9 protein-coding genes and 1 tRNA gene are annotated in these 12,496 nt (G+C 59.4%); 5 read left to right on the top strand and 5 right to left on the bottom strand.

Annotation, left to right across the window (positions count from 1 at the left end):
• The first annotated feature begins 149 nt into the window (after window positions 1–149).
• The 3 genes from IOD40_RS02785 to IOD40_RS02775 are packed head-to-tail and all read left to right on the top strand — an operon-like array spanning window position 150 to window position 3,703.
• Window positions 150–1,346 carry an iron-containing alcohol dehydrogenase gene (locus tag IOD40_RS02785; protein WP_198474257.1) on the top strand — a complete coding sequence of 399 codons (1,197 nt, stop codon included), beginning with the start codon at window positions 150–152 and terminating at the stop codon, window positions 1,344–1,346.
• Window positions 1,347–1,362: 16 nt separating this feature from the next.
• Window positions 1,363–2,826, top strand: a complete 1,464-nt coding sequence (locus tag IOD40_RS02780; protein ID WP_198474027.1) for an NAD-dependent succinate-semialdehyde dehydrogenase — start codon at window positions 1,363–1,365, stop codon at window positions 2,824–2,826.
• A 40-nt stretch (window positions 2,827–2,866) separates the two neighbouring features.
• Window positions 2,867–3,703, top strand: coding sequence for an alpha/beta hydrolase (locus IOD40_RS02775; RefSeq protein ID WP_198474025.1), 837 nt, complete (start codon window positions 2,867–2,869; stop codon window positions 3,701–3,703).
• A gap of 199 nt (window positions 3,704–3,902) precedes the next feature.
• On the opposite strand, the gene IOD40_RS02770 is transcribed toward IOD40_RS02775, so the two are convergent.
• Window positions 3,903–3,978: transfer RNA gene (locus tag IOD40_RS02770), tRNA-Lys, on the bottom strand.
• Between the two features lie 930 nt (window positions 3,979–4,908).
• Here IOD40_RS02770 and IOD40_RS02765 point away from each other — a divergent pair.
• Entirely contained in the window at window positions 4,909–6,006 is a 1,098-nt protein-coding gene (locus tag IOD40_RS02765) for a type 2 periplasmic-binding domain-containing protein (protein ID WP_198474023.1), read from the top strand.
• Window positions 6,007–6,091: 85 nt separating this feature from the next.
• A complete protein-coding gene (locus tag IOD40_RS02760) occupies window positions 6,092–8,098 on the top strand; it encodes a tripartite tricarboxylate transporter permease (protein WP_198474021.1) in 2,007 nt (668 codons plus the stop codon).
• Between the two features lie 56 nt (window positions 8,099–8,154).
• Here IOD40_RS02760 and IOD40_RS02755 read toward each other — a convergent pair whose 3' ends face one another.
• The 4 genes from IOD40_RS02755 to IOD40_RS02740 all read right to left on the bottom strand — a co-directional run bounded on the left by IOD40_RS02755 (window position 8,155) and on the right by IOD40_RS02740 (window position 12,481).
• Window positions 8,155–9,087: an AEC family transporter gene (locus tag IOD40_RS02755; protein WP_198474019.1), complete on the bottom strand. Its 933-nt coding sequence runs from the start codon at window positions 9,085–9,087 to the stop codon at window positions 8,155–8,157.
• A 77-nt stretch (window positions 9,088–9,164) separates the two neighbouring features.
• On the bottom strand, window positions 9,165–9,854 hold the full coding sequence (locus tag IOD40_RS02750) for a GntR family transcriptional regulator (protein ID WP_198474017.1): 690 nt from the start codon (window positions 9,852–9,854) through the stop codon (window positions 9,165–9,167).
• 15 nt (window positions 9,855–9,869) lie between these two features.
• The gene (locus IOD40_RS02745; protein ID WP_198474015.1) at window positions 9,870–10,811 is read right to left on the bottom strand and encodes an NAD(P)/FAD-dependent oxidoreductase; all 942 of its coding nucleotides are present in this window, start codon (window positions 10,809–10,811) and stop codon (window positions 9,870–9,872) included.
• A 2-nt stretch (window positions 10,812–10,813) separates the two neighbouring features.
• A complete protein-coding gene (locus IOD40_RS02740; protein WP_198474014.1) occupies window positions 10,814–12,481 on the bottom strand; it encodes a UGSC family (seleno)protein in 1,668 nt (555 codons plus the stop codon).
• Window positions 12,482–12,496 lie beyond the last annotated feature (15 nt).

The raw sequence follows: 12,496 nt of genomic DNA, 5'->3' as shown, positions 1-12,496 counted from the left end.
GAAATATGTTGCAGAAGGGCTATCCTATGTCAAATAGAATATCGTATATGATTTCATATGGGATCAAAAATGCGGTGGGCTAGCGGAGGGCGCGATCTGCGGACTGCCCAAGCCGTTTGGTGACAAGCCGCTGAGGGAGGAGGAATATGATGGGTTATTTCGGAACGATCCGGGCACCCCGTGAGCTGATCTTCGGAGTTGGACAGAGGCAATCGCTGGGGCGGGCAGCAGCGCGGCTTGGGAAGAAAGCGCTGGTCGTCACGGACGCGCGCCTTGCTGCTGACCCGGATTTTCGATCGATGATCGCTGATCTCACGGCTTCGGGGGTTAGTTGCCAAGTTGATGCGTCAACCCTTCCGGATGTTCCTGTTTCTACCGCGACAGTTTGTGCTGATGCGGCACGGGACTTCGGCCCGGATCTCGTCATCGGCGTTGGCGGCGGTTCATGCCTCGACATAGCAAAATGCGTTGCCGTGCTTTTGACCCACGGCGGCCGCCCGCAAGACTATTACGGCGAGTACAACGTGCCGGGTCCGGTCATGCCGATTATCGCGGTGCCGACAACTGCAGGGACGGGATCGGAAGTGACGCCCGTCGCTGTTCTGTCCGACTCTGAGCGCATGCTGAAAGTTGGCGTTTCGAGCCCTTACATCATTCCCACCGTGGCGATATGCGATCCGGATCTGACCGTAACATGCCCGCCAGGTCTCACTGCGATCGCGGGTGCTGACGCCATGACCCACGCCATCGAGGCCTATACGGCGATCCGCCGCGAGCCTCTGCCCGGCATCGCGCAGGACCGGGTCTTCGTCGGCAAGAACGATTTCTCCGATCACTTTGGCCTGCGCGCTATCGTGCTGCTTTGGGAAGGTCTGGAGCTTGCCTGCAAGGACGGCTCCAACGTGGCCGCCCGCGAAAAGGTGATGATGGGCGCGACCATGGCGGGCCTCGCCTTTGGTGTTGCTGGCACAGCCGCTGCCCACGCGATCCAGTATCCCGTCGGTGCTCTGACCCACACCGCGCACGGAGCCGGTGTCGCTTGCCTGATGCCCTATGTAATGCGCTGGAATAGTCCGTCGATCGAACCGGAAATCGCTGAAATCGCGGCAGCCGTTGGCGTCTCCGCAGATTCGTTGATCCCCGAGATAGCCGCACTCTTCGCGCGTATCGGCATTCCGGCGAATCTGCGTGATCTCGGCCTTGCTGAAGATCGCCTTGACTGGACCGCCGAGCAGAGCTGCGGCATCGCCCGCCTGATCCAGAACAACCCGCGCCCTTTGCCATTGGCCGACATGCGCCGCCTGCTCGACGCCGCCTATACCGGCGATGTCAGCCTGATCGACTGAGACCGGAGGTTAGAAAATGAACATCGAACGCAGCATTTCCAACTACGCTGATCCCACGCTGCACGCGCATGGTCTTTATATCGGCGGGCGCTGGGAGCAGGGCACCGGCATTCCCGTCATTGATCCTGCAACAGGGGACGTCCTTGTCGAGGTTGCCGATGCTGATGTGTCGGATGCCATGCGCGCGGTCGATGCCGCAGAGCAGGCTGCCGCTGGATGGCGCGCAACGCCAGCGCGCCAGCGCGCCGAAATCTTGCGTCGCTGGTTCGAGTTGATGACGCGCCATGCAGACGAGCTTGCGCACCTCATCTCGCTCGAAAATGGCAAGGCGCTGACCGATGCGCGCGGTGAAGTGGCGTATGCTGCCGAATTCTTCCGCTGGTATTCGGAAGAGGCAGCCCGCATTCCGGGCGAGCATCGCCACACGCCATCTGGCTCGCACAACATTCTGGTCGATCACGAACCCATCGGCATCGCCGTTTTGATCACCCCGTGGAATTTTCCAGCCGCGATGGCGACCCGCAAGATCGGACCAGCGCTTGCCGCCGGCTGCACCGTCATCCTCAAGCCCGCATCCGAAACGCCTCTGACCGCGTACGCCATGGCGCGTCTGGGTGAAGAGGCTGGCGTTCCGGCCGGCGTCGTCAACGTCATCACGACCACCAATCCAGGTGGGGTCACCAGCTTGATGCTCGCAGACCCACGCGTGCGCAAACTCTCGTTTACTGGCTCGACCGGCGTTGGCCGCGTGCTCCTAGCTGAAGCTGCCAAGAGCGTCGTCAGCTGCTCGATGGAGCTTGGCGGCAATGCGCCCTTCATCGTCTTCGATGACGCAGACCTCAATGCTGCACTTGACGGGGCCATGGTCGCCAAGATGCGCAATGCCGGCGAAGCTTGCACTGCAGCCAATCGCTTCTATGTCCAGTCTGGCATTCACGATGCTTTTGTCGCCGGCCTCACCGAGCGCATGGCAACGCTGAAGATCGGTCCGGGCACTGAGCCCGCGACCCAGTGCGGCCCGATGATCACCAAGAAGGCGGTCCAGAAGATCGATCAGCTTGTCAGCGACGCCGTGGAGCGCGGCGCACGCGTTCAAACCGGCGGCGCGCCGCTGCCGGGCTCTGGCTATTATTACCCGCCAACCGTGCTCGACAACGTGCCGGTCGACGCCTCCATTGCCCATGAAGAAATTTTTGGGCCTGTCGCACCGGTCTACAAGTTCGAGACCGAAGACGAAGCCGTCAAGCTCGCCAACAACACCGAATATGGCCTTGCAGCCTATATCTACTCGCAGGACCTCAAGCGCGCTATGCGCGTCGGCAAGCGTATCGAGACCGGCATGCTTGGCATCAACCGCGGCCTGATGTCGGACCCCGCAGCGCCATTCGGCGGGGTCAAGCAGAGCGGATTGGGTCGCGAGGGTGGCGTCACCGGCATCCTCGAATTCATGGAAGCAAAATATTACGCCGTCGAGTTTTAGGCGTTAGGCTAAAGCCGCCTGCACATCCGGGGAGGGGATAATGAAGGGACAGGATCCATATCTGATCCGCGATTTCGTCGACGACTTTGACGCGATTGCTGCCGAGTTCACCGCGCGAAGCCGAGGCCTCTCGGCGCGCACAATAATGCGTACCGACGTTGCCTACGGCGACCGCCCGCGCGAAACGCTTGATCTTCTCTTCCCCGACAATGTGGCCAATGGCGCGCCGCTGCACGTCTTCGTCCATGGCGGCTACTGGCGTTCGGGTGACAAGGCGGATTATCGCTTTGTCGCCGAAACGCCTCTGTCTGTTGGCGCCATCGTGGCCCTGGTCGAATACGACCTGATGCCCGGCCAGCGTCTGCCGGTGCTGATCGATCAGGTCCGGCGTGCAGTCCTCTGGCTGCAGGACAACGCAGCTTCATTCGGTGCCGACCCCACCCGCCTCACCGTCAGCGGCCACTCCGCCGGAGCCCATCTGACGTCGTTTCTTGCTGCAAGAGGCGCCGAGGAGGCAGCACCTACATTGCCCTCGGTAAAGGGGCTGCTGCTGTTAAGCGGGATATACGACCTGTCCGGTATTCCCGACAGCTTCCTGAGAGCCGAAGCGCAGATGACCCACCAAGAGGCTGCCGGTTGGTCGCCATTGCTTTGTGAGCAACTGAGTGGGCCGAACCGTGTCATCGCCTATGGTGGCGACGAAACCCGTCCCTTTGTGGAGCAAGCATCTGCTTTCGAACAGAAGCTCCACGCGAATGGGCAGCATGCGGAGCTTCTCAGAATGCCCGAGACCAATCACATGAATGTCGTTCTGGCGCTGGCTGATGGAGACAGCCTCCTGGGGAGGTCGCTGCTCGATCTGGTCAATATTCGCTGACCTGTTCGTAAAAGAGGTGGGTCGAGGTCTGCCGCGGCCTCATCGCCACTCGTACTGGCTGGACGGTCTGCAACGCCCCAACGCGCCACAAATCGCCCGCGCCAATTGTCGCGATGCCAGCGAATCCTCGCGGCGATGGCAGTTCATCGCGCTATGCGCCTGAAGTGAAAATATGAATTTATCAGCGGAAAAGGAAAAATGGTGGGTGATGTAGGGATCGAACCTACGACCCGCTGATTAAGAGTCAGCTGCTCTACCAACTGAGCTAATCACCCGCCGGGGCGCTGCGAACCGGAGAGGTCCGCTGCAAGTGAGGCGGGGTATAGATGCTGATTTTCCGCATGTCCAGCACGAAAAACGAAAATTCTCGATTTTTGTTTTCCGGGCACGCGCTCTGGGGGAGGAAAGGTGCGAGCGGTCCTGAAGCGGGGAGGTAAGACACGAGTGAAAAGAAGGTTGAGCGCATGTCGTCGCCAAAAAATATCCCAAGACGCAACCCCAGATTGGGCGGTGACGGTATTGCAGAAGATAAGCGGACAGTGCCGGGGGTGACCAATATTTGGTCCACGAGGTTCAGGAGGGCGAGAGGAGGAGTGACGTGGTGCCGTAAGTGAAACCACCGGCAGGGAATACTTAGTCGATACGTGCGCCGGCAGGAGCGAAAAAATATCGGCCTTTCGTCCAATTATTTCTCCGATTTATCCAGGCTGGACACTCGCGAGACCTCGAACAGGCCGCTCTGAAGATTTCGGGCAGAATCGGCGGGCTAAAAATGTGGAATCAAGATGCTCTCGGACCTTCGAAAAATCTCTCCGACGTTTTCTTCATTTAGCCTCCATGGTGGTGGGGCTCGCGCGAAGCGCTGTATACGCTCGGCCAGCCGCCGCTGACGTCGACCGGGTCCAAGGCGGCGCGCTTATAGATTTTGCCTCAGAATGAATGCGTGGATCGCCAAAACGCGCTTGATAGACCCCATGATTGCATGCAGGCTGATGTCGTAACGGCAAGTTCCGCCATCGTCGGCACTTTCTTGTATACATATTAGGTAGCTGGATCGGGAGGCGCCAGCGGCAGGCAGCAGTCTGCTTTTCGGGAGGAATTCGCCACAGCGTTCAGGATGCGATCGAGCTCGCATGCTCTCGAGGCCCGTCACAAAGCCTCCGATGCCGAGGAGCATCGGGCACATACTCATTGGGAGGATTTATATGAGTCTGAAATCAGGTTTCCGTACTGCGTGCCTGGCCGGTGCCGCGGCAATCGCAATGATTGGTGCAAAGCCTGCCGATGCGCAGGTCATCGATCTCTCAGGCCAGACGGTGACGCTTGTCCACAACGCTGCTCCGGGCGGCTCGACCGGACTGGGCGCACAGGTGGCAGCCGAGGCGTGGATGAAGACCATGGCTGGCAACCCGACGATCGTGGTGCAGTCAGTCGAGGGTGGTGCCCTGGCACGCGGTATCCGACACGTTATGAATGCACGTCCGGACGGCCGCACGCTTGGCTGGGTTGCCTGGAGCGGTTCTACGCGTGTTCTGGACCCTGAAGAGCTTCAGATCCCGTTCAAGGATTTCGGCGTCATCGGGGGAGTGGGCGGGGCCCACTTCTTTGTCCATGTCAGCACCAATGTCGGCGGCGGCATCACCACCAATGACGAGTTTGTCGAAAAGGTCGACAAGTTTACCTTCGGTGGCTTCACCGCGCTGAGCGCGGCATCGATGCGTACGGCCGCGGCGATGGATCTGCTCGGCATCGAGTACCAGTTCGTTTCCGGTTTCGGAGGTGACGGCCCGTTGCAGGCGGCCCTTCAGCGCGGCGAGCTGGAGGGTTATCCGGCAACAGGGGTTATCTACAATCGGACGCTCAAGGACACGATGATCAAGGACGGTGAGTCCTTGGGTCTCTTCTACTTCTCGCCACCAAAGGCTGACGGCAGTGGCCTGACGGAGGATCCGTTCATGGAAGGCCTCGAAACCTTCGACGCCTACTACCGCCGCGTGATGGGCAAGGAGCCTACCGGCCCGGCGTGGGATGTCATAAAGTTTCACGGGGGAATTGGCGACCGTGTCAACTGGCTGGTGGTGGCTCCGCCGAACACGCCCGAAGAGCATCTGTCGATGCTGCGAGAATCGTTCGCGCAGGCGGTGACCGATCCGGAGTTCCTGGAGAAGGCGGAAAAAATCTTCGGACAGAAGCCCGCTGTGACAACCTTTCCGGAGATCATGGACGTCGTCGACGAAGTGGCTCGTACAGACGAGGCCCTCAAGGAGACGATGCGCGGCTATCTGAACAAGATGGAGCGCTAAGCTCTTTGCGAGCGATCCGGCGGGCGGCTTCGAGCTGCCCGCCTTCCTTTTTGCAGCGCGAAGCCTGAAATTTTGAGGTAGCAACATGTTCGCCGAACTGGTCGCGGGGCTCGGTCTCATTCTTCAATGGCCGAGCGTTTTTTATCTGCTTGCAGGTGTTGTCTTCGGCCTCTTCCTTGGCATCATCCCGGGGCTTGGTGGCATAACGGGCATGATCGTCCTGTTGCCGTTCACATTCGGCATGGAGCCTGCAGCAGCGCTGGCAATGTTGCTCGGTATCCTCGCAGTTGGGCAGACAAGCGACACGATCGCATCCGTCATGCTCGGTATTCCAGGGTCGGTCGCCGCGCAGGCGACCATCCTTGACGGTCACCCTATGGCCAAGAAGGGGCTCGCGCAGACCGCGCTCGGGGCTGCTTTTACGGTTTCTGCTGCAGGCGGCGTTGTTGGTGCGCTGGTGATGGCGGCAAGCCTGCCTATTTTGATTTGGCTCGTGCTTGCATTCGGCTCTCCGGAGTTCTTCGTGCTCGCTCTCGTCGGCCTGTTTATGGTCGGAGCTGTCTCTGGCAATGCCATTTCGAAGGGCGTGGCAGCTGCCGCAGTGGGGTTGCTTCTGTCCCAGGTCGGCTACCCGGTCACGAGTTCAACGCCTCGATATTGGTTCGGCTATGACTTCCTCCTCGACGGTTTGCCCCTGGTGCCGGTCGTGATCGGGCTGTTTGGCATACCGGAAATGATGGCGCTCGCTGGCAGAGGTACTTCCATCGCCAATGTTGACGGAAACGTCGGGAAGGCCGAGGGCGATTCTATCATGGCCGGCGTGCGCGAAGCGATCAAACATCGCTGGATCGCGCTGCGTTGCTCGATGCTTGGCACCTATATCGGCATCCTGCCGGGGCTGGGGGCCTCGGTCGTCGACTGGCTGGCCTATGGACACGTAGTTCAGTCGTCGAAGGACAAGGAGAATTTCGGCAAGGGCGATATCCGTGGTGTGATCGCGCCGGAGTCAGCTAACAATGCGGTTCTAGGCGGCTCATTGATCCCCACGATCTCATTTGGCATCCCCGGAAGCGGCGCGATGGCAATCTTCCTTGGCGCGTTGACGATCCATGGCTTTGTGCCGGGTCGTGACATGCTGACGACACACCTCGACATCACCTTCTCGATGATCTGGGCGATCATCATCGCCAATATTCTTGGTGCCATCGCTATGATGGCCTGGTCGAAGCAGGTGACCAAAGCCGCCTACATCGACGGCCACCTGATCGTTCCGGCAGTCATTACCTTCCTGATCATGGGTGCCTGGCTGGTTTCGCCGGCCATGTCGACGTTGCTAATCTTCCTGGCGGCTGGCGTAGTTGGCTACCTGATGAAGCTTGCTGGCTGGCCGCGCCCACCGTTGCTGCTTGGTTTCGTACTCGGGCCGGTCATGGAGGAGGCGCTCACCATCACAGCACAGAGCTCCACCTTCATGAACGTCATAACACGCCCGACGATCATCGGCCTGGTTCTCGTGCTTGTGGTGGTCGCCTATGTCGCCATTCGCTCAGTGTTGAAGAACGAAAACACCACAGAGATCGAGGCGTCGAGCAAGTCGGTTGCTGCGATCTACATCTCGGTTGCACTGGCGCTCTGTGCGGCGGGCATGTTCGGATACGGCTTCGTAGCGGCGCGAAACTGGACCTTCCTCAGCAGCCTGTTCCCGATGGTGATTTGCGGTGTAGGTGTGCCGCTCGCACTGGCTGTGTTGTGGAAAGACAGGAAGCTGTACGCGGTCCAGTCGGCCGAACTGACAGCGAGGTCTCTCAACATTGGTCATGCCATCGCAGAACTCTTCTCCGAGCAGAAAAAAGAGATCTTGGCGCTGCTGACATTCGCTGCCGCGATCGCCTTCATTCCCGTGCTCGGGCAGGTGGCGGCGATCATCGCCTTCACCGCGCTTTACCTGGTCTTCTGGGGCCGGTACCGCTTCGTGGCGGTGACCCTCTACACCGGCGCGATCGCGGTGCTGATGTATTTCCTGTATCACCGTATGCTTCATACTCCATTCGAACCATCATCCTTCATCGACTGGAGTTGGCTCAAGCTATAGGCCAAAAAAATGGGCGGTCCGACCGCCCATTTTTCTTACTGGGTCTGTTCTTGCTATCAGCTTGCGACCATCGCAAGGACGAAGGGAAGCGTGATCAGGCAGAGTGCAGTGGCAATGACAAGGGACGCTGCGGCGCTACCTTCCATCCCGACCCGGCGACTCAAGATTGGATAAATCGTCACCATGGACACCGCCGAAATGACGACGCCAACAGCAGCAAGCTGGGCGGGTACGCCGGGGATGACGAGAAAGGCCGCGAAGACCGCAACTGGATGCAGCAACATCTTTCCTAGCACGACGGGCACGATGTCGATCTGAAGGTCGGTTGGCCGCAAGGTAGCGATCACACCTCCTACGACAAAGAGGGCTGCTGGCGCTGATGCAGCCGCCAGCATGTCCAGCGACTTGACGATCGGAGCGGGGAAACTCAGCTCCAGCAACGCCATCGTCAGTCCGCAGGCGATTGCCAGCAGCAAGGGCATGCGTACGAGCCGCGAAGCCGTCTGGCGCAGCACCGAAAGAGCGGAATCCTTTCCGCTGTTGGCCCATTCAATGAGCATGAAGGTCAGCGGCATGATTAGAACGTTCTCGATGAGCATCGAGAGGGGGATTGCCAGAAGGGCAATCTCGCCGAAGACGATGCTCGTGACCGGGAAGGCGATGAAGCCGCTGTTCGACATGGATGCGCCGAACGCGCCCATGCTAGCACGATCCATGGGCCGCTTCAGCCAAAAGCGCAGTACGGCGAGGACCCCGAAGAATGCCACGAGCGAACCCGTGCCATATGCAAGCACATAGCCGAGGTTGAACGATTTGGAGATGTCCTGCTTTGCAAGCGCAGACAGAAGCACCGCGGGCAAGGCAAAATTCAGGACGAACGAGGCAATACCCTCAATGTGCCCGGGATTAATCATCCGGGATTTGACGGCGAACAAGCCAAGGCCGATCAGCAGCAGGATCGGCAGCATAAGCGTGACGATTTCATACATTTCGCGAATCTCTAAACGAATGACGCGATCATCGACGCCGATGTCGCGGGAAGAAAGTGGGAGGCTTCTAACCTGTCTCAGCCAGCCGGAATCTGATGATCCAAGGGGCGAATCGCAGCGAGGAAGTCGCTGAAGAATTCGCCCTGTATCACGACGTGCCTGCACATTGCCTGATGGGCACGCGCAGGGTCGTGGCTGCGGATCGCATCCAGCACCGCATCGTGCTCAGACAGGGAGCGCGCGATCCGCCCGGGTACCCGCAGCTGCAGGCGACGGTAAGGCTTCAGACGAAGTTGAAGCGCGTTCGCCTGCTCGGCAAGGAATGCGTTGCCACTGGCCGCGTAGATCGTTTGGTGGAACTTCTCGTTTGCGTAATAATATTCGTCGGAGTTGCCTTGCTTCTGGGCGCGACGGCACTCTTCCTGCGCTTCGCCGAGCCGAACAAGCTGCTCAGAATGAATGCGGCGCGCGGCAAGACGCGCGCACATAGCTTCAAGCTCTCCCATCACTTCGAACATTTCGACAAGTTCGGTGATGGTCAGTTGATTCACATACGCGCCCCGGTTCGGGACGATCTTCACCAGCCCCATGGTGCTGAGCTGGATCAGGGCTTCCCGAACGGGCGTGCGCGACACTTGATGGCGTTGCGTCAGGGTCGCTTCGTCCAGGCGTTCTCCAGGCACGTAGAAGCCGGTGACGATATCCTGCTCGATCGCATCGCGCACGATGGTTTTGCTCGGCTTGGGTGCCTTTACGCCGACATTCATGTCTTGGTTTCCAGTCTAGCTACTTGCGGAAGGGGACACCTTGATCGTCTTGAGGTACCTCGCCGCATAGATCGCCGCGGTGACCCCATCGCCGGCGGATGCGGCGAGATGCGCGACGGATTGGCTGCGAACGTCTCCGGCTGCAAATACGCCCGACAGCGAACTTTCCATCGTCAGGTCCACCGAAATTCGCCCATCGGGAGCCAATTCTATTCCGTCCGGAAGGAAGTCGACATTGGGTTCAAGCCCCACATAGACGAACACTGCATGGCAGGGCAGTTCCGACCCAGTGTCTGCATTGCGATCAAGCAGTGTGACAGACGTCACGCCACCATCATCACCGTTTATCCGCTCGACTGTGCGCGCCGGTATGAACTCGATGTTTGCAGTGGCCCTGCAGGATTCAACGAGCGAGTGTCGTGCAGTCGGACGTTCGCCACGATGGACAATGCGGACCTGCTCGGCATGAGCAGAGAGCGCCAATGCTTCATCCAGAGCCGAGTCACCGCCACCTACGACACAGACGCTTTTGCCGCGGAGCAGGGGACCATCACAGGACGCGCAATGGGAAACACCCCGGCCTTCAAATTCAGCCTCGCCAGGAACCCCAAGTTTTCGGCGGGACGAACCGGCGGCTATGATGACCGCACTTGCAGTGAGGTTCAGTTCGCTCCCAATTATGCGAAAGCCACCCTCGATTTTTTCCAGCTTCTCAACGCTGTCGAGGGCAAATTCTGCCCCAGCCTCGTCCGCCTGCATCTGCAGGGCTGGGCCCAGTTCGAAGCCGGACATCCCTTCCGCAGGGCCGGGGAAATTCTCGATGCGGTCGACATTGATAACCTGGCCGCCTGCGCCAAGCTTGTCGATGACCAGCGTATCCAGTCCATATCTGGCTGCAGTAACAGCGGCGTTGAGGCCGGCAATTCCGGCCCCGATGATGACGACGTCGTGATCCATGTTCAGCGCCACTCGTCGACAGATACGGTCGTTCGATAATGCGCGCCGTAGATCTGCCAATAGCCGTTTGATTCGCCGCCCACGACGACCACGTTGATGTCCTTCTCCTGGAAGATGTGGATCATCTCGTCGGGTGCAGCCTTGAGCTTGGTCGCCAGCGGCTCTTCGCCAAATGTCGCTCGTGGGTAGATGTAGTTTTGGACAAGCTGGAGATTCCAGTAGCGACCTGCGGGCATCTGCGCGATCTCATGGATGAAATGAAGCAGCTCCTGCTTTTTCACGAAGCCGCCCCGGTCCACGAACTGACGGGCACAGATGGGATCGAGAACGAGAACCGGCGCCGTGATCGCATCGGTTCCAAGCAGCATGTCGCGCACATGCTCTTGCCAATGTTCCTTGCGCAGCCCGAGGCTGAACGTGGTCGAGCGACATCCGTGGAAGAGGCTTACCGTGCTGGCCCCTGCATCAAAGCCCTTTTGGACATGCAGCGGCTCCCACGGGCTTCGCTCCTCATTTTCGGCGAAAGTTAGATTGTTGTAGGTGTAGCCATTCCCCAGAGAACCCATGAAGGTTTCGCCAGGAACTGAGCCACCCTGCAGATTTTGCGACAGAAGACCAAACGCACGACCGATCGTTGCGTTTGCATGGTTGTAGGGCCCCAGCGCTCCAACGCCGCAGTTCATGTCGATTTCGTGCCGAATGGGCCCGTTCACCACCGCCATCGCTGAGGCGGAGCTGGATGTCGACCCGCGGGCGGAAATTTGCGCATGGGCAATCGCCAGGATCACTGGGAAGTAATCCGGCGACGCGCCGGCCATCACCGCGTTTACCGCCACCTTCTCGACCGTGTATTCCCAAAGGCCGCGATTGGTCGTTGGCTGCATATGCCCCACGACTTCATCGGGCTTGCGGCTTGTCGCGGCCAGCATCTCCTGGACGCGCTTTTCCGTTGGCAGCACGATCGGCAGCTTGTCTGTCCAATTCTGCCGCAGGAAGTAAGTGTGGAGCGCGTCCTCCGTATCAGGTTCAACGAAACGCGGGGTGCTGCGATCAAACTGCGTTTCCTCCGCCGGCACAGATAAGCCCTGCGTGAGCGCAGTGATGATCTGTTGCATCACCGGTTGGCCTGAGATCGGATCGTTACCCTCGACGTATTGGCGCAGCTCTTCAGGCGTCTTGCCCATGACGGGTTGGGGCACAAAGATCAGAGGTTGCTGAGGCAGGCCGCCCATCTTTGCGACGGACCTGACAACCTTGTCGAACTTTTCGGTGTGGATCGCTGCGGTGGGAACGCCGTATTTCGTTTCCAGCGTGATCGCATGGGTGGTTACGGCTGGCGCACATGTGGAGCAATGGCCGACGCCGATGATTGCCGCGTGCCCTTCAGCCTTTATCTCTTCCCATAGCTGAGGATCGTCCTTGGCATAGGTGCTTGCCATTTGCCGGAGACGCACCTCTACCGAGGGCATATTGCGCCCAAACCAAGCCTCGACTTCCTTCAATAGCTCGACCGAATCGTCAAACCGGCTGTCGACCAGGTAAACTACCTTGCCATCAAGGGGTCCGCTGCGGGCGGCAGGGCTTTTCCGGCTTACCTTGGGTGGGTAGCCAACCGGGTTGTGAACCTTGACTGCCGGGCCGGTCTGATCCGGCGTAGTCTGATGCAGCATGAACCTCTCCTCCCA

This window comes from Aquamicrobium zhengzhouense, from assembly GCF_016124105.1.
GTDB lineage: Bacteria > Pseudomonadota > Alphaproteobacteria > Rhizobiales > Rhizobiaceae > Aerobium > Aerobium zhengzhouense.
This window is presented reverse-complemented; position numbering and strand designations above follow the sequence as displayed.

Coding starts and splice junctions, on each gene's coding strand:
- IOD40_RS02785 (WP_198474257.1), top strand. CDS start 150: ATGGGTTATTTCGGAACGATCCGGGCACCCCGTGAGCTGATCTTCGGA.
- IOD40_RS02780 (WP_198474027.1), top strand. CDS start 1,363: ATGAACATCGAACGCAGCATTTCCAACTACGCTGATCCCACGCTGCAC.
- IOD40_RS02775 (WP_198474025.1), top strand. CDS start 2,867: ATGAAGGGACAGGATCCATATCTGATCCGCGATTTCGTCGACGACTTT.
- IOD40_RS02765 (WP_198474023.1), top strand. CDS start 4,909: ATGAGTCTGAAATCAGGTTTCCGTACTGCGTGCCTGGCCGGTGCCGCG.
- IOD40_RS02760 (WP_198474021.1), top strand. CDS start 6,092: ATGTTCGCCGAACTGGTCGCGGGGCTCGGTCTCATTCTTCAATGGCCG.
- IOD40_RS02755 (WP_198474019.1), bottom strand. CDS start 9,087: ATGTATGAAATCGTCACGCTTATGCTGCCGATCCTGCTGCTGATCGGC.
- IOD40_RS02750 (WP_198474017.1), bottom strand. CDS start 9,854: ATGAATGTCGGCGTAAAGGCACCCAAGCCGAGCAAAACCATCGTGCGC.
- IOD40_RS02745 (WP_198474015.1), bottom strand. CDS start 10,811: ATGGATCACGACGTCGTCATCATCGGGGCCGGAATTGCCGGCCTCAAC.
- IOD40_RS02740 (WP_198474014.1), bottom strand. CDS start 12,481: ATGCTGCATCAGACTACGCCGGATCAGACCGGCCCGGCAGTCAAGGTT.